At 70.0% G+C, this 17,315-nt stretch carries 14 protein-coding genes and 1 tRNA gene; 11 read left to right on the top strand and 4 right to left on the bottom strand.

The features are described from left to right. Window positions 1-18 precede the first annotated feature (18 nt). From ACFXAE_RS19175 to ACFXAE_RS19135, 9 genes are all read left to right on the top strand, one after another. On the top strand, window positions 19-2,298 hold the full coding sequence (locus tag ACFXAE_RS19175; protein WP_384715849.1) for an FdhF/YdeP family oxidoreductase: 2,280 nt from the start codon (window positions 19-21) through the stop codon (window positions 2,296-2,298). A gap of 51 nt (window positions 2,299-2,349) precedes the next feature. Beyond that, window positions 2,350-2,832 (top strand): PaaI family thioesterase, encoded by a 483-nt coding sequence (locus ACFXAE_RS19170; protein WP_384715846.1) that lies wholly within the window; start codon window positions 2,350-2,352, stop codon window positions 2,830-2,832. Window positions 2,833-2,908: 76 nt separating this feature from the next. After that, window positions 2,909-3,343 (top strand): hypothetical protein, encoded by a 435-nt coding sequence (locus ACFXAE_RS19165; RefSeq protein WP_384715843.1) that lies wholly within the window; start codon window positions 2,909-2,911, stop codon window positions 3,341-3,343. Beyond that, the gene (locus ACFXAE_RS19160; RefSeq protein ID WP_384715840.1) at window positions 3,340-3,942 is read left to right on the top strand and encodes a Tat pathway signal sequence domain protein; all 603 of its coding nucleotides are present in this window, start codon (window positions 3,340-3,342) and stop codon (window positions 3,940-3,942) included. The genes ACFXAE_RS19165 and ACFXAE_RS19160 overlap by 4 nt, the downstream gene beginning before the upstream one ends. 288 nt (window positions 3,943-4,230) lie before the next feature. Beyond that, window positions 4,231-5,466 carry a branched-chain amino acid ABC transporter substrate-binding protein gene (locus ACFXAE_RS19155; protein ID WP_384715837.1) on the top strand — a complete coding sequence of 412 codons (1,236 nt, stop codon included), beginning with the start codon at window positions 4,231-4,233 and terminating at the stop codon, window positions 5,464-5,466. Between the two features lie 112 nt (window positions 5,467-5,578). Beyond that, a complete protein-coding gene (locus tag ACFXAE_RS19150) occupies window positions 5,579-6,511 on the top strand; it encodes a branched-chain amino acid ABC transporter permease (RefSeq protein WP_384715834.1) in 933 nt (310 codons plus the stop codon). A gap of 5 nt (window positions 6,512-6,516) precedes the next feature. Continuing rightward, a complete protein-coding gene (locus ACFXAE_RS19145) occupies window positions 6,517-8,343 on the top strand; it encodes a branched-chain amino acid ABC transporter permease (protein WP_384715831.1) in 1,827 nt (608 codons plus the stop codon). Between the two features lie 5 nt (window positions 8,344-8,348). Further along, a complete protein-coding gene (locus ACFXAE_RS19140; RefSeq protein WP_384715828.1) occupies window positions 8,349-9,302 on the top strand; it encodes an ABC transporter ATP-binding protein in 954 nt (317 codons plus the stop codon). Then, window positions 9,299-10,015, top strand: a complete 717-nt coding sequence (locus ACFXAE_RS19135) for an ABC transporter ATP-binding protein (protein ID WP_384715825.1) — start codon at window positions 9,299-9,301, stop codon at window positions 10,013-10,015. The genes ACFXAE_RS19140 and ACFXAE_RS19135 overlap by 4 nt, the downstream gene beginning before the upstream one ends. A gap of 70 nt (window positions 10,016-10,085) precedes the next feature. On the opposite strand, the gene ACFXAE_RS19130 is transcribed toward ACFXAE_RS19135, so the two are convergent. Then, a complete protein-coding gene (locus tag ACFXAE_RS19130) occupies window positions 10,086-10,742 on the bottom strand; it encodes an ANTAR domain-containing response regulator (protein ID WP_384715822.1) in 657 nt (218 codons plus the stop codon). A gap of 105 nt (window positions 10,743-10,847) precedes the next feature. On the opposite strand from ACFXAE_RS19130, the gene ACFXAE_RS19125 reads away from it, so the two are divergent. Further along, a tRNA-Leu gene (locus ACFXAE_RS19125) sits at window positions 10,848-10,920 on the top strand. A 102-nt stretch (window positions 10,921-11,022) separates the two neighbouring features. Here the strand turns inward: ACFXAE_RS19125 and pyk are convergent. Beyond that, entirely contained in the window at window positions 11,023-12,459 is a 1,437-nt protein-coding gene (gene pyk / locus ACFXAE_RS19120; protein WP_384715819.1) for a pyruvate kinase, read from the bottom strand. Window positions 12,460-12,592: 133 nt separating this feature from the next. Continuing rightward, window positions 12,593-13,264: an SIMPL domain-containing protein gene (locus ACFXAE_RS19115; protein WP_384715816.1), complete on the bottom strand. Its 672-nt coding sequence runs from the start codon at window positions 13,262-13,264 to the stop codon at window positions 12,593-12,595. A 152-nt stretch (window positions 13,265-13,416) separates the two neighbouring features. Here ACFXAE_RS19115 and ACFXAE_RS19110 point away from each other — a divergent pair, with 152 nt between their 5' ends. Continuing rightward, on the top strand, window positions 13,417-15,222 hold the full coding sequence (locus tag ACFXAE_RS19110; RefSeq protein ID WP_384715813.1) for a 5'-nucleotidase C-terminal domain-containing protein: 1,806 nt from the start codon (window positions 13,417-13,419) through the stop codon (window positions 15,220-15,222). Between the two features lie 24 nt (window positions 15,223-15,246). On the opposite strand, the gene ACFXAE_RS19105 is transcribed toward ACFXAE_RS19110, so the two are convergent. Continuing rightward, window positions 15,247-16,650 (bottom strand): lysine N(6)-hydroxylase/L-ornithine N(5)-oxygenase family protein, encoded by a 1,404-nt coding sequence (locus ACFXAE_RS19105; protein WP_384715810.1) that lies wholly within the window; start codon window positions 16,648-16,650, stop codon window positions 15,247-15,249. Window positions 16,651-17,315 lie beyond the last annotated feature (665 nt).

Below are 17,315 nucleotides of genomic sequence, written 5' to 3'. Positions count from 1 at the left end.
GTGGAACAGGAGTGTGCGATGGCCACGAAACCGCCCCAAGGGGATCCGGTTCAGGACGCGCCGCAGGTCGCCGAGCCGCAGCACGCGGCCGCGGGGCTGCCGGCGATCGGGCACACCCTGCGGATGGCCCAGCAGCAGATGGGCGTGAAGCGGACGGCGCTGACGCTGCTCAGCGTGAACCAGAAGAACGGCTTCGACTGCCCGGGGTGCGCCTGGCCGGAGCCGGAGCACCGGCACCGCGCGGAGTTCTGTGAGAACGGTGCGAAGGCGGTGGCCGAGGAGGCCACCCTGCGCCGGGTCACCCCGGAGTTCTTCGCCGCGCACTCCGTCGCCGACCTGTCCGGCCGCAGCGGCTACTGGCTGGGACAGCAGGGGCGGCTGACGCACCCCATGTACCTGCCCGAGGGCGGCGAGCACTACGAGCCGGTCACCTGGGAGCGGGCCTTCGACATCGTCGCGGAGGAGATCGCCGCCCTCGGCTCCCCGGACGAGGCCGTCTTCTACACCTCCGGACGCACCAGCAACGAGGCCGCCTTCCTCTACCAGCTGTTCGCCCGCCGGCTCGGCACCAACAACCTGCCCGACTGCTCCAACATGTGCCACGAGTCGTCCGGCTCGGCCCTGTCGGAGACGATCGGCGTCGGCAAGGGCAGCGTCCTGCTGGAGGACCTCCACAAGGCCGACCTGATCATCGTCGCCGGCCAGAACCCCGGCACCAACCATCCGCGCATGCTGTCCGCCCTGGAGAAGGCCAAGGAGAACGGCGCGCGGATCATCAGTGTCAACCCGCTGCCGGAGGCGGGCCTGGAGCGCTTCAAGAACCCGCAGACCGCCAAGGGGCTCACCACCGGCGCCGCCCTGACCGACCTGTTCCTGCAGATCCGCCTCGGCGGCGACCAGGCCCTGTTCCGCCTCCTCAACAAGCTGATCCTCGACACCCCCGGCGCGGTCGACGAGGAGTTCGTGCGCGCACACACGCACGGCTACGAGGAGTTCGCCGAGGCCGCGCGCGCCGCCGACTGGGACGGGACGCTCACCGCGACCGGCCTCACGCGCGGGGACATCGAGCGGTGCCTGCGGATGGTCCTCGAGTCGAAGCGCGTCATCGTGTGCTGGGCGATGGGGCTCACCCAGCACAAGCACTCCGTGCCCATGATCCGCGAGGTCGTCAACTTCCTGCTGCTGCGCGGCAACATCGGCCGCCCGGGTGCGGGCGTGTGCCCGGTGCGCGGTCACTCCAACGTGCAGGGCGACCGCACCATGGGCATCTTCGAGCGGCCCGCACCGGCGTTCCTGGACGCCCTGGAGAAGGAGTTCGACTTCGCGCCCCCGCGCGAGCACGGCTTCGACGTCGTACGGGCCATCCGTGCCCTGCGCGACGGCCACGCGAAGGTCTTCTTCGCCATGGGCGGCAACTTCGTCTCCGCCTCCCCCGACACGGAGGTCACCGAGGCCGCGATGCGCCGGGCCCGGCTCACCGTGCACGTGTCGACCAAGCTGAACCGCTCGCACACCGTCACGGGCGCGCGTGCCCTGATCCTGCCGACGCTCGGCCGCACGGAGCGCGATCTGCAGGGCGGCGGCGAGCAGTTCGTGACGGTCGAGGACTCCATGGGCATGGTGCACGCCTCGCGCGGACGCCTCGAACCGGCGAGCGGGCAGCTGCTGTCCGAGCCGGCCATCGTGTGCCGGCTGGCCCGCCGCGTCCTCGGCCAGGACGACACGGTGCCGTGGGAGGAGTTCGAGAAGGACTACGCGACGATCCGCGACCGCATCGCGCGGGTGATCCCCGGCTTCGAGGACTTCAACGCGCGTGTGGCCCGCCCCGAGGGCTTCGCCCTCCCCCACGCCCCGCGCGACGAGCGCCGCTTCCCCACCGCCACCGGCAAGGCCAACTTCACCGCCGCGCCGGTGGAGTACCCCGAGCTGCCGAAGGGCCGGCTGCTGCTGCAGACGCTGCGCTCGCACGACCAGTACAACACCACGATCTACGGCCTGGACGACCGCTACCGGGGCATCAGGAACGGCCGCCGGGTGGTGCTGGTCAACCCGGAGGACGCACGGGAGCTGCGGCTCGTGGACGGCGCTTACGTCGATCTGGTCGGCGAGTGGAAGGACGGTGTGGAACGCAGGGCGCCCGGCTTCCGCGTCGTGCACTATCCGACGGCGCGGGGCTGTGCGGCGGCGTACTACCCGGAGACGAACGTCCTGGTGCCGCTGGACGCCACCGCGGACACCAGCAACACCCCGGCCAGCAAGTCCGTCGTGGTGCGTCTGGAACAATCGGCGACCGACTGAGCGTTCGCTCAGCAGACAGCCGTACCGACGCGCGACGAAGGAGCCGGGCCCATGGGAGAGCAGCAGCAGGTGAAGTTCCCGCAGGAGGTCATAGACGAGTACGCCACGCTCGGTGTGGACCTGTCGGCGCTGTTCTCGGCGGGTCACCTGGGCACGCGGATGGGCGTGCAGGTCCTGGAGGCGTCGGCGGAGCGGGTCGTCGGGACGATGCCGGTGGAGGGCAACACCCAGCCGTACGGGCTGCTGCACGGTGGCGCCTCGGCCGTGCTGGCCGAGACGCTGGGGTCGGTGGGGTCGATGCTGCACGGCGGCGGCTCCAAGCTCGCCGTCGGTGTCGACCTCAACTGCACGCATCACCGCGGCGTCCGCTCCGGCCTGGTCACCGGGGTCGCCACTCCGGTGCACCGGGGGCGGTCCACGGCGACGTACGAGATCGTCATCACCGACGAGGCGGACAGGCGGGTGTGCACCGCGCGGCTGACCTGCCTGCTGCGGGACGTCAGGCCCGGCGACGGGGAACAGGCGGCGGGCTGACGGCTGTTGGGGTGCGGGCAGCCCTCGCGCCCCACCACCATTGCCTCCGGCGGACCGGCGCCCTAGCGTTCGGGGCATGCGACGGAGAGGCACCTCTCGGGTGCGGGCGGGGGCGTTCGTCGCGCCCTTCGTGGCCGCGCTGTCGGCGGGCTCGACGGTGACCGGCTGCGGTGCGACGGGTTCCGGCCACACGGGCCGAGTCCCTCCGTCCGGAGTGGACAGCGGCCGCACGGCCGCGCCGTCACCGCGGCCGGTGTCGGACGCGGACCTGTGCACGAAGATCGTCGGTCACTGGTCGCGTACCGTGCCGGACGACCGTACCTATGGCGACTACCAGTCCATGGGGCTGTCCGGCGGGCAGTACGACATCCTGCGCGAGGTAGTCGACTCCGCGCGGGCCGCCAAACGTCAAGGGGCGGTGGACGTCGGCCGGTTGATCGACCGTGAGGCGCGCGAAGGATGCATCGGGTGGTACCGCGCCGGCGGGCCGGACCAGGGCCCCTGGCCATGAGCGGGGTCGGCCCGGTGGAGCCGGGCGAGGGCACTCACGACCGGGACGTCCCAGCCGCACCCCGCCTTCGACTCGGCCCCGCGGTACGGCACTTCGAGCGGCACCGCAGGGCCGCGCTCGGCGCGCTCCTCACCTCCGCCGTACTCGCGGGCAGCGGCTACCTCTACGTCACCCGGCCCCGACCGGAGCCGCCGCCGGCCCCGCCGTACCCGAGCCAGGTGACCACCATCGCCTATCTGAACCCGCAGGCCACAGGGGACGGAAGCGGCCCGCGGAGTTTTTCCTTCGACGTGGAGGTGAGCATGGAATCCGGACCTCCGGTTACCGTCACGCGGATATCCCAGCCGTACGCGGGACTGTCCGTGACATCCAGCCCACGCACCCCTTTCCGGACCAAAGCGGGATCCCCCCGCAAGATCACGATCACCATGGAAGTGGCGGAATGCGGAAAAGTGCCACGGAACGCCGGACTCCCTTTCCTGGATGTAACTTTGCGTAATACGCGCGCAATCCAAGCGCACAGCTTCATCCTCGGGCCACAGTACGCGCAGGACCTCTCCCGCGCCCTACAAGTAGCCTGCAGCAACGACTTCAGGTAATCATCAAAACGCCTGATACACCTGAACCAGCCCCTCCCGGTCCTGCGGTTTCTCAGCATGCGGACAGGGCAAAACGGCGAGAATTCAGCCGTTCCCCCCACTCGGTACCGCTCTGCAATACGTCGTGTCATAACAAGAGCGTCACAGCCTTGGCCAGAGTCTCCTCCACATTCCCCACCCACGCTTAGAGTCACGGCCAGTCACCGCGCCGCCCGATTCCCACTTCGGCCCAGCGCTCGACTCGGCCGTTTCCACCGGGAAGCGGCTGTCAGGGGAAAGGACTGGATCGTGCGTCAACGTTCGCTCATCGCCATCACCGCCACTCTGGCGGCGGGAGCACTCACCCTCACCGCCTGCGGCTCACGCGACGAGGACGGCGGCGGCAGCTCGGACTCCGGCAACGGTGGCACCACCGTGGTCATCGGCGTCGACGCGCCGCTGACCGGCGACCTGTCCGCGCTGGGCCTCGGTATCAAGAACTCCGTGGACCTCGCGGCGAAGACCGCCAACAAGGAGCAGTACGTCGAGGGCATCACCTTCAAGATCGAAGCCCTCGACGACCAGGGCCAGGCCTCCGTCGGCCAGCAGAACGCCACCAAGCTCGTCGCCAACAAAGACGTCCTCGGTGTCGTCGGCCCGCTGAACTCCTCCGTCGGCGAGTCCATGCAGAAGGTCTTCGACACGGCCAAGCTGGTCGAGGTCTCCCCCGCCAACACCAACCCCGCCCTCACCCAGGGCGTGGACTGGCAGACCAAGAAGGTCCGGCCGTACAAGTCGTACTTCCGCACCGCGACCACGGACGCCATCCAGGGCCCGTTCGCCGCGCAGTACGTCTACAACGACGCCAAGAAGAAGAAGGTCTTCGTCATCGACGACAAGAAGACCTACGGCGCCGGCCTCGCCGCCACCTTCACCGAGGAGTTCAAGAAGCTCGGCGGCAAGGTGGTCGGCACCGAGCACATCAACCCCGACAGCAAGGACTTCAACGCCGTCGCCACCAAGGTCAAGCAGTCCGGCGCCGACGTCGTCTACTACGGCGGCGAGTACCCGCAGGCCGGCCCCCTGAGCAAGCAGATCAAGGAAGCCGGCGCCAAGATCCCGCTGGTCGGCGGTGACGGCATCTACAGCGCCGACTTCATCAAGCTGTCCGGCGCGGCCGGCACCGGCGACCTCGCCACCTCCGTCGGCGCGCCCGTCGAGGAGCTCCCCTCCGCCAAGGAATTCGTCGCCAACTACAAGGACGCCGGATACAAGGAGGCCTTCGAGGCCTACGGCGGCTACTCCTACGACTCCGCCTGGGCGATCATCGAGGCCGTCAAGAAGGTCGTCGAGGACAACGACGGCAAGCTCCCCGACGACGCCCGCTCCAAGGTCGTCGACGCCATGCAGAACGTCTCCTTCGACGGAGTGACCGGCAAGGTCTCCTTCGACGAGTTCGGCGACGCCACCAACAAGCAGCTCACCGTGTACTCCGTCAAGGACGGCGACTGGGGCACCGTGAAGTCCGGCACCTTCACCGGCTGACCACCGCCCGCACCACTCCCACGAGCCGCGCGGGGCGCTGTTCCACTGGCGTCCCGCGCGGACTCGCATCCGGCCCCATCCGTCGAACGTTCCGAAGCTCGGAGGACATGCGGTGAACGAACTGCCGCAGCAGCTGGTCAACGGCCTGCTACTGGGATCCATGTACGGCCTCGTCGCCATCGGCTACACAATGGTCTATGGCATCGTCCAGCTCATCAACTTCGCCCACGGCGAGATCTTCATGGTCGGCGCCTTCGGCGCCCTGACCGTACATCTGTACATCTTGCCCGACGGCACCTCCATCTGGGTGGCGCTCCCCCTGATGCTGCTCGGCGCCGTGATCGTCTCGGTCCTCGTCGCCATCGGAGCGGAACGGTTCGCCTACCGTCCCCTGCGCGGCGCACCCCGCCTCGCCCCGCTCATCACCGCCATCGGACTCTCCCTCGCCCTCCAGCAGGCCGTCTGGGCCTTCTACCCCGAGGCCAAGTCCAAGCTGCCCTTCCCGCAGATCGAGGGCGGCCCCTTCAGCATCGGCGGCGCCACCATCCAGACCGGCGACATCTTCCTCCTCGTCGTCGCCCCCATCAGCATGGCCGTCCTCGCCTACTTCGTGATGCGCACCCGCACCGGACGCGGCATGCAGGCCACCGCGCAGGACCCGGACACCGCCAAGCTCATGGGTGTCAACACCGACCGCATCATCGTGATCGCGTTCGCCCTCGGCGCCGTCTTCGCCGCCGTCGGAGGAGTCGCCAGCGGCCTCAAGTACGGCCAGATCGACTTCAAGATGGGCTTCATCCTCGGCCTCAAGGCCTTCACCGCGGCGGTTCTCGGCGGCATCGGCAACATCTACGGCGCCATGATCGGCGGAGTGGTCCTCGGCGTCGCCGAGACCCTGGCCACCGCCTACATCGCCGACATCCCCGGCCTGGACAAGTTCGGCAGCCAGTCCTGGGCCGACGTCTGGGCCTTCATCCTCCTCATCCTCGTGCTGTTGTTCAGGCCACAGGGCCTGCTCGGCGAACGCGTTGCGGACAGGGCGTGACACCGATGACCACACAGACCACCGCCGCGACCCCCGCGGCCGCCCTCACCGAGAACGCCTCCACCGGCCTCATCGGCATACCCCCGCACATCGGCAGGGCCCTCGCCACCGGCGGCAGCATCCTCGCCGTCGTCTCCACGTTCCTCGCCTGGACCTGGACCGACGAGTTCCCCGGCGACCTCACCTTCTACGGCTACCCCGGCGGACTCCAGGTCCTCGTCCTCGTCGGCGGTGCCCTCGCCACCCTGTTCGCCCTCGCCTCCTACGGCGTCAAGGGACTCGGCTGGCTCACCCCCGCCGGCGCCGACGCGGCCCTCAAGTACGCCGTCCTCGGCACCTTCGTCACCGCCTGGTACACGATCCTCGCGATCAGCTTCAACCTCGGCGGCCTCGTCAACCTGGAACCCGGCGGCTACGTCGTCGCCGCGGCCACCCTGATCGCGCTCCTCGGCGCCCTCGCCCTCCCCTTCGAGCGACCCGAACCCGACCCGATCGACCCCGACGACACCGGCTGGGAGCACTTCAGGCACCAGGCCGGCCACCACTGGGCCACCGTCCGGGCCGCGTTCGCCTCCGGCAGCCCGCGCCCGGTGCGCGCCCTGCCGTCGTACGCCGAGATCCTGATCATCGTCGCCGTCCTGGCACTCGCCCTCCTCGTCTTCACCTACGGCATCGGCACCGAGTACGACGAACTCTTCATCGGCTTCCTCATCACCGCCGGCTTCGCGTTCGCCGCGCTCAACCGCGCCGGCCTGGTCGCCCACGCCTCGCAGATCACCGCACGGCACACCAACATCACCGTCTGCGGCGCCTTCATCGCGGCGGCCTGCTTCCCCTTCACCCAGACCGACGACCAGTACGCCACCCTCGGCGTCTACATCCTCATCTTCGCCACGGTCGCCCTCGGTCTGAACATCGTCGTCGGCCTCGCCGGTCTGCTCGACCTCGGCTACGTCGCCTTCCTCGGCGTCGGCGCCTACGCCGCCGCGCTCGTCTCCGGCTCCCCCAGCTCGCCCTTCGGCGTCCACTTCCCCTTCTGGGCCGCCGTCATCGTCGGAGCCGTCGCCTCCCTCGTCTTCGGCGTCCTCATCGGCGCCCCGACCCTGCGACTGCGCGGCGACTACCTCGCCATCGTCACCCTCGGCTTCGGTGAGATCTTCCGTATCGCCGCCAACAACACCGACGGCACCTCCGGACCCGACCTCACCAACGGCTCCAACGGCATCGCCTCGATCCCGGACCTGAACATCCTCGGCTTCGACCTCGGGGTCCAGCACGACATCGCCGGCTTCACCATCGGCCGGTTCGCCAACTACTTCTTCCTGATGCTGCTCATCACGGCCGTCGTCGTCCTCGTCTTCCGGCGCAGCGGCGACTCCCGCATCGGCCGCGCCTGGGTCGCCATCCGCGAGGACGAGACGGCGGCCGAGGCCATGGGCATCCACGGCTTCCGGGTCAAGCTCATCGCCTTCGCCGTCGGCGCCACCCTCGCCGGCCTCGCCGGAACCGTGCAGGCACACGTCACCTACACCGTGACGCCCGAGCAGTACCTGTTCGCCGGCACCACCCCGCCCAACTCCGCCTTCCTGCTCGCCGCGGTCGTCCTCGGCGGCATGGGCACCATCGCCGGACCCCTCATCGGGGCCGCGCTGCTCTTCCTGATCCCCAACAAGCTCCAGTTCCTCGGCGACTACCAGCTCCTCGCCTTCGGACTCGCACTCGTCCTGCTGATGCGCTTCCGGCCCGAGGGCCTCATCCCCAACCGGCGCCGCCAACTGGAGTTCCACGAAGAGGCCGACGCGCCCACAGTCCTGAGCAAGACAGGGGCCTGACCACCATGACCACCGACACCACCACCAAGGACACCGCACCGGGCGCACCCGCCCCCGGCACCACCGTCCTCGACGCACGCGGCGTCACCATGCGCTTCGGCGGCCTCACCGCCGTCCGCGACGTCGACCTCACCGTCAACAGCGGCGAGATCGTCGGCCTCATCGGCCCCAACGGCGCCGGCAAGACCACCTTCTTCAACTGCCTCACCGGTCTCTACATCCCCACCGAGGGCGAGGTCCGCTACAAGGACAAGGTGCTGCCGCCCAAGTCCTTCAAGGTCACCGCCGCCGGCATCGCCCGGACGTTCCAGAACATCCGGCTCTTCGCCAACATGACCGTCCTCGAGAACGTCCTCGTCGGCCGGCACACCCGCACCAAGGAAGGCTTCTGGTCCGCCATCCTGCGCGGCCCCGGCTTCCACAGGGCCGAGGCGGCCTCCCGCGCACGGGCGATGGAACTCCTGGAGTTCGTCGGCCTCGACGCCAAGGCCGACCACCTCGCGCGCAACCTCCCCTACGGCGAACAGCGCAAGCTCGAGATCGCCCGCGCCCTCGCCAGCGAGCCGGGCCTGCTGCTCCTCGACGAGCCCACCGCAGGCATGAACCCCCAGGAGACCCGGGCGGCCGAGGAACTCATCTTCGCCATCCGCGACCAGGGCATCGCCGTCCTCGTGATCGAGCACGACATGCGGTTCATCTTCAACCTCTGCGACCGCGTCGCCGTCCTCGTCCAGGGCCAGAAGCTCATCGAGGGCGACCCGGCCACCGTCCAGGGCGACGAACGCGTTATCGCCGCCTACATCGGCGAACCCCTGGAGAACGACCCCGGCGCCGCCGAGGCCGCCGAAGTCGAAGCCGCCGAAGCCGCGGCCGGAGCGAAGACAGAGGCGAAGACAGAGGCGAAGACAGAGGCCGAGGCCACCACGGACTCAGCGCCCGGCAAGGAGAACGACCGATGACCGCACTCCTCGAAGTCGAGGACCTCAAAGTCGCCTACGGCAAGATCCAGGCCGTCAAGGGCATCTCCTTCAGCGTCGACGCCGGCGAAGTGGTCACCCTCATCGGCACCAACGGCGCCGGCAAGACCACCACCCTGCGCACGCTCTCCGGGCTCCTCAAGCCCGTCGGCGGCCAGATCAAGTTCAACGGCAAGTCGCTCAAGAAGATCCCCGCCCACAAGATCGTCTCCCTCGGGCTCGCCCACTCCCCCGAGGGGCGGCACATCTTCCCCCGCATGACCATCGAGGACAACCTCCGCCTCGGCGCCTTCCTCCGCACCGACAAGGCGGGCATCGACAAGGACATCCAGCGCGCCTACGACCTCTTCCCCATCCTCGGGGAACGCCGCAAGCAGGCCGCCGGAACCCTCTCCGGCGGAGAACAGCAGATGCTCGCCATGGGCAGGGCCCTGATGTCCCGGCCCCAGCTCCTCATGCTCGACGAACCCTCCATGGGCCTCTCACCGATCATGATGCAGAAGATCATGGCGACCATCACCGAACTCAAGTCCCAGGGCACCACCATCCTGCTCGTCGAGCAGAACGCCCAGGCCGCCCTCTCCCTGGCCGACCACGGTCATGTCATGGAAGTCGGCAACATCGTCCTCTCCGGCACCGGCCGGGACCTCCTCCACGACGAGTCCGTCCGCAAGGCCTACCTCGGCGAGGACTGAACCGTACGACGACGAGAGGCCCGCACCCCCTGCCGAACAGGGAGCGCGGGCCTCTCGTCGTATACAGCGCTCAGTCCTTCGACGCCTTTTTCTCCTCGGCGTCGTCGATGACCGCCTGCGCCACCTGCTGCATCGACATCCGTCGGTCCATCGACGTCTTCTGGATCCACCGGAACGCCGCCGGCTCCGTCAGCCCGTACTGCGTCTGGAGCACCGACTTCGCCCGGTCCACCAGCTTCCGCGTCTCCAGCCGCAGACTCAGGTCCGCGACCTCGCGCTCCAGCTCCTTCAGCTCCGTGAACCGCGACACCGCCATCTCGATCGCGGGCACCACGTCACTCTTGCTGAACGGCTTCACCAGGTACGCCATCGCGCCCGCGTCCCGCGCCCGTTCCACCAGGTCACGCTGCGAGAACGCGGTCAGCATCAGCACCGGGGCGATGCTCTCCTCCGCGATCTTCTCCGCCGCGGAGATACCGTCCAGCTTCGGCATCTTCACATCGAGGATCACCAGATCGGGCCGGTGCTCGCGCGCCAGCTCCACGGCCTGCTCACCGTCACCGGCCTCACCGACGACGGAGTACCCCTCCTCCTCCAGCATCTCTTTGAGATCGAGCCGGATCAGCGCCTCGTCCTCGGCGATCACGACGCGGGTCGTCATCGGAGGCACGTGCGACTTGTCGTCATCGGGCGCGTCTACAGGCTGGGGCGACTCGGGGGCGCTCACGTGGGCTCCTTGGTGCGGGGCAGACCGGTACTGCTGACAAGAGCGTACCCAGCTGCGATAAGGTGGGGGCACGGCGGGTGACCGTCGACCTTCGTTTTGCAGGGCGCCCCGGTAGCCCAGCGGTAGAGGCAATGGTCTCAAACACCATCCAGCGTCGGTTCGAATCCGACCCGGGGTACTTTTCCTTAACATCCAAGGTCACTATTTGAGGGCGGATGTCCACCTTTCCGGTGAACATCCGCTTTTTGCCGCCCGTCCCGCGTGCGCGCCCGGCGCCCGGTCACTTCGGGCTGTCGTCCTCGCCGATGTGGTGGACCCGGACCAGGTTGGTCGAGCCGGAGACCCCCGGAGGGGAGCCCGCCGTGATGACGACCGTGTCGCCCTTCTCGCAGCGGGCGTACTTCAGGAGGAGCTCGTCGACCTGGTCGACCATCGCGTCCGTGGAGTCCACATGCGGGCCGAGGAAGGTTTCCACGCCCCAGGTGAGGCTGAGCCGGGAGCGGGTGGCCGGGTCCGGGGTGAAGGCGAGCAGGGGGATGGGGCTGCGGTAGCGGGAGAGGCGGCGGGCGGTGTCGCCGGACTGGGTGAAGGCGACCAGGAAGCGGGCGCCGAGGAAGTCGCCCATCTCCGCCGCCGCGCGGGCGACGGCACCGCCCTGGGTGCGGGGCTTGTTGCGTTCGGTGAGGGGCGGGAGCCCTTTGGCGAGGATGTCCTCCTCGGCGGCCGCGACGATGCGGGCCATGGTGCGCACCGTCTCGACCGCGTGCTTGCCGACGCTGGTCTCGCCGGAGAGCATGACGGCGTCGGTGCCGTCGATGACGGCGTTGGCGACGTCGGAGGCCTCCGCGCGGGTGGGGCGGGCGTTGTCGATCATCGAGTCGAGCATCTGGGTGGCGACGATGACCGGTTTGGCGTTGCGCTTGGCGAGTTTGATGGCCCGCTTCTGGACGATCGGCACCTGCTCGAGGGGCATTTCGACGCCGAGGTCGCCGCGGGCGACCATGATGCCGTCGAAGGCGGCGACGATGTCGTCGATGTTCTCGACGGCCTGGGGCTTTTCGACCTTGGCGATGACGGGGAGGCGGCGGCCTTCCTCGTCCATGATGCGGTGGACCTCCCTGATGTCGCGTCCGCTGCGCACGAAGGAGAGGGCGATGACGTCGAAGCCGGTGCGCAGCGCCCAGCGCAGGTCGTCCTCGTCCTTCTTGGAGAGGGCGGGGACGGAGACGGCGACGCCGGGGAGGTTGAGGCCCTTGTGGTCGGAGACCATGCCGCCTTCGACGACGGTGGTGCGGACGCGGGGGCCGTCGACGGCGGTGACTTCGAGGGTGACCCTGCCGTCGTCGACGAGGATGCGTTCGCCGGTGGTGACGTCGGTGGCGAGGCCGGCGTAGGTGGTGCCGCAGGTGCGGCCGTCGCCTTCGACTCCCTCTTCGACGGTGATGGTGAAGGTGTCGCCGCGTTCAAGGAGTACGGGGCCTTCGGTGAAGCGGCCGAGGCGGATTTTCGGGCCTTGAAGGTCGGCGAGGAGGCCGACGCTGCGGCCGGTTTCGTCGGCGGCCTTCCGCACCCTTCGGTAGCGCTCCTCGTGCTCGGCGTGTTCGCCGTGGCTGAGGTTGAATCGGGCGACGTCCATCCCCGCGTCGACCAGGGCTTTGATCTGGTCGTACGTGTCGGTGGCAGGGCCCAGTGTGCAGACGATTTTCGCTCGGCGCATGTTTCGAGCCTAGGGCTTACCCGTCGGTAGTGATCTGGTTGCGCGTGACGACTCAACGGCCGCTGGATGAAGGGTTGTTGACAAGTGTTGAAGTGTGCGCCAGGCCGCTCCGATGAGCGCTCGAACGCCGGTTCTACAGGCGGGGCGGCTGGAGTGTGAAGCGGGCGTTGACCTCGGCGTGGACGTGCTGTCGCCGGGGTTCGAGGTCGAGGGGCGGGGCGTCCTCGGCGCCCGCGGCGAACGCCATGGACCGGGTGCGGGCGGAGGGTTCGGGCCCCGTCCCGGTGTCGGTGAGCTCGATGAGGGCGGCGAGGGCGGTGCCGAGCGCCTCGGCGTATTCGCGGGCGCGCCGGACGGCGTCGTGCACCGCTTGCCGCCGCGCCTCGCGGTGGGCGGGGGAATCCGGACGGAGGGTCCACCAGGGGCCGTCGACACGGGTGAGGTCGAGGTCGGCCAGACGGGTGACGAGTGTGCCGAGGGCGGTGAAGTCGCCCAGGTCGGCGGTGAGGTGGACGGTGCCGTGGTGGGCGCGGACGCGTTCGCCGCGGCCGTGGGCGGTGAGTTCCGGGGTGACGGTGAGGGCGCCGGTCTCGAGGTGCTCGACGGCGTCGCCGTAGGACTTGAGCAGGTCGAGGGCGGCCGTGTTGCGGCGGGTGAGGTCGTCGAGGGTGGCGCGCCGGTCGCGGCCGCGCGCGGTGAGCGTGACGGCGATGCGGGCGAGGTCGGGGGCGGTTTCGAGGTGGGCCTCGCCGCGGACGGCGAGATGGGGTGCGCCGGGGGTGCCGTACGGGTGAGGGGTGGTCATGCGTCCTACTGTGTCACCGGTCGTGCGGGCGCGGGGCGGCTGCCGGACACCGGATCGCAATCTGTGGGGACTGTTCCGCATGGGCGTGTTCAGGTCAGAATCATCGGGCGAATCTACGCGCGTTGTTCGTCGTTGTCCGAGGAGAGCCTGACATGCCGTTGAACCGCCGGAAGTTTCTGAAGAGGTCCGCCGTGACGGGGGCGGGGGTGGCGCTGGCGGGTACGGCGGTCCCCCCGGCCGAGGCCGCCGGGGCGGCGGGGCGGGGGAGGAAGCCGGTGAAGCGGTACGCGCTGACCGTGATGGGCACGACCGATCTGCACGGTCACGTCTTCAACTGGGACTACTTCAAGGACGCCGAGTACGCGGACGCGGCCGGCAACGCGCAGGGCCTGGCGCGGGTGTCGACGCTGGTGGACCAGGTGCGCGAGGAGAAGGGCCGGCACAACACGCTGCTGCTGGACGCGGGCGACACCATCCAGGGCACCCCGCTGACGTACTACTACGCGAAGGTGGACCCGATCACCGCGAAGGGCGGTCCGGTGCATCCGATGGCGCAGGCGATGAACGCCATCGGGTACGACGCGGTGGCGCTCGGCAACCACGAGTTCAACTACGGCATCGAGACGCTGCGGAAGTTCGAGGAGCAGTGCGACTTCCCGCTGCTGGGCGCGAACGCGCTGGACGCGAAGACGCTGAGGCCCGCCTTCCCTCCCTATTTCATCAAGAAGTTCCACGTGAAGGGCGCCCCGCCGGTGAAGGTGGCGGTGCTGGGCCTGACCAACCCGGGCATCGCGATCTGGGACAAGGCGTACGTGCAGGGGAAGCTGACGTTCCCCGGTCTGGAGGAGCAGGCGGCGAAGTGGGTGCCGAAGCTGCGGTCGATGGGCGCGGACGTGGTCGTCGTGTCGGCGCACTCCGGGTCCTCGGGGACGTCGTCGTACGGTGACCAGCTCCCGTACGTGGAGAACGCGGCGGCGAACGTGGCGCGGCAGGTGCCGGGCATCGACGCGATCCTGGTCGGGCACGCGCACCAGGAGATCGCGGAACTGCGGGTCGTCAACGAGGAGACCGGCAGGGACGTCGTGCTGTCGGAACCCCTGTGCTACGCCGAGCGGCTGACGCTGTTCGATTTCGAACTGGCCTTCGAGCGGGGCCGGTGGCGGGTGGAGTCGGTGAAGGCGTCGCTGCGGGACGCGGCGACGGTTCAGGACGACCCGGCGATCACCGAGCTGCTGGCGGACGAGCACGCCGTGGTCGTGGCGTACGTCAACCAGGTGGTCGGCACGGCGACGGAGACCCTGACCACGGTGGAGGCGCGCTACAAGGACGCGCCGATCATCGACCTCATCGCCAAGGTGCAGGAGGACGTGGTGCGGGCGGCCCTCGCCGGCACCGAGTACGCGTCGCTGCCGGTGCTGGCGCAGGCCTCGCCGTTCTCCCGGACGTCCCAGATCCCGGCGGGCGAGGTGACGATCCGTGACCTGTCCAGCCTGTACGTGTACGACAACACGCTGGTCGCGAAGCTGATGACGGGCGCACAGGTGCGGGCGTACCTGGAGTACTCGGCGGAGTACTTCGCCCAGACGGCGGCGGGCGCCCCGGTGGACGTGGCGAAGCTGACGAACGCGGGCAACCGCCCGGACTACAACTACGACTACGTCTCGGGACTCACCTACGACATCGACATCGCGCGGCCGGCGGGTTCACGCATCCGGAACCTGGCCCACGGCGGGGTCCCGCTGGACGACGCGGCGCGGTTCGTGTTCGCGGTGAACAACTACCGCGCCAACGGCGGCGGCGCGTTCCCGCACGTGGCGTCGGCGAAGGAGCTGTGGGCGGAGTCGACGGAGATCCGGACCCGGATCGCCGAGTGGGTGACGGCGAAGGGTGTGCTGGACCCGAAGGACTTCGCGTCCGTCGACTGGAGGCTGACGCGGGACGGTACGCCGGTGTTCTGACCGTTCCTCCGGTCCGTACGGGTCTCAGGTCCCGTCCGCCAGTGGGGTGAGCCGTGCGGCTCGCCGGGCGGGCGGGACCTGCCGTGTCGGGGGGTGGAGGCCGAACGTGGTGAAGGCCGTGCGGGCGGGCAGCGGGTAGGTCTCCTCGCCGGTGAGGTGGTTGAGGATGGTGGCGCTGCGCCAGGCGGCGAGTCCGAGATCGGGTGTTCCGACGCCGTGGGTGTGGAGTTCGGCGTTCTGCACGTACACGCCGCCGGTGACGGCGGGGCCGAGGACCAGCCGGTGGTGCTCGTCGACGCGGGGGCGGCCGGCGCGGTCGCGGCGCAGGTGGGCGCCGAGGGGCGCGAGGAGGGCGTCGAGGGGGCGCTCGCGGTGGCCGGTGGCGAGGACGACGGCGTCGGTGGTGAGGCGGGTGCGGGTGCCCTGCAGGGTGTGTTCCAGGTGGAGCTCGATCCCGGCGGCGCCGGTGCGGGCGGCGGCGTGGACGCGGACGGCGGGGGTGAGGGCGGCGTCGGGCCAGCCGCCGTGCAGGGTGCGCCGGTAGAGCTCGTCGTGGACGGCGGCGATGGTGGCGGCGTCGATGCCCTTGTGGAGCTGCCACTGCGCGGGGACGAGCCGGTCGCGGACGGGTTCGGGCAGGGCGTGGAAGTAGCGGGTGTGGTCGGGGGTGAAGTGCTCCAGGCCGAGCTTGGAGTACTCCATGGGGGCGAAGGCCTCGGTGCGGCCCAGCCAGTGCAGCCGTTCCCGGCCGGCGGGCCGCCGGCGGAGCAGGTCGAGGAAGACCTCGGCGCCGGACTGGCCGGTGCCGACGACGGTGACGTGGCCGGCGGCGAGCAGGGCGTCGCGGTGGGCGAGGTAGTCGTCGGCGTGCACGACGGGCAGGGCGGGGTCGTCGGCGAGGGGTCTGAGCGGTTCGGGCACCCAGGGCTCGGTGCCCACGCCGAGGACGATGTTCCGGGTGCGGACGCGGTCGGTGGGGGTGGCGTTCCCGTCGGCGTCGAGGCGGGTGAGGCGGACGTCGAAGAGGGCGTGCGCGGGGTCCCAGTGGACGGTGTCGACGCGGTGGCCGAAGTGGAGTGCGGGGAGGTGCTCGGCGACCCAGCGGCAGTAGGCGTCGTACTCGGTGCGGCGGATGTGGAAGTGCTCGGCGAAGTAGAAGGGGTAGAGGCGCTCGCGGTCCCTGAGGTGGTTGAGGAAGGTCCAGGGGCTGGTGGGGTCGGCGAGGGTGACGAGGTCGGCGAGGAAGGGGACCTGGACGGTGGCGTCGTCGAGGAGCAGTCCGGGGTGCCAGGTGAAGCGGGGGCGCTGGTCGTAGAAGGCGGTGCGCAGCGCGGTGAGGGGGTGGGCGAGGGCGGCGAGGGAGAGGTTGAAGGGGCCGATGCCGATGCCGACGAGGTCGCGGGGGGTGTCGGGGGGTGTGGGGGTCATCGGGGTCCTTCCGCGTGCGCAAGGTCGCCGGGGCGGGCGGCGGGGCCCCAGCTTGTACGCGCGGGAGGACGCCGCGCCCGGAAGAGACGGGAAGGGAACCCGAAAGGAGGTACGTCCGGAATAGTGAGGTGTGTGCGAGGTGCCTTCCCGCCTCCCCGCCTTCCGTCGGAGGCGGTCCCCCGGAGCGCGGGGCGGGCCCGGCGGCTGTTGTCGCCGGACCTGTTGTCAGTGGGCCGCGGCATGATGCGGGATGTGACGGCCCGTCCGGCAGCGGGCCCCCGGGCCGTCGGCGACGGAGGGGAGGGTGCCATGCGCGGGCCGGTCCCGGGCGAGGTGCACGTCCATTACAGCCAGATCTGCGTGGAGAGCGGTCCGGACGGCGTGCCCCCGGGCCTCTCCGAGGCGTTCGCCGGTCAGAGCCGGGGGTTGTGCGGGGCCGCGGTCCCGGGCGCTGTGGTGTCGCCGGCCGCCCGCCGGGCCTGCGAGGCGGCGGGCCTGACCGATCCGCCGTGGGTCGCCGGGGCGCTCACCGCGTTGACCCGGAACGATCCACTGCCGCCTCCGTTCGACGACGTCGCCCGGATGCGGGAAACCCGGGACTCCGACCCGCGCGTACCGGATCGGTCGGTGCTCGAGGCGGTACCTCCGGAGCGACCGTCGTACCG

Origin of the sequence: Streptomyces sp. NPDC059454 (assembly GCF_042749965.1) — a bacterium.
Lineage (GTDB): Bacteria > Actinomycetota > Actinomycetes > Streptomycetales > Streptomycetaceae > Streptomyces.
This window is presented reverse-complemented; position numbering and strand designations above follow the sequence as displayed.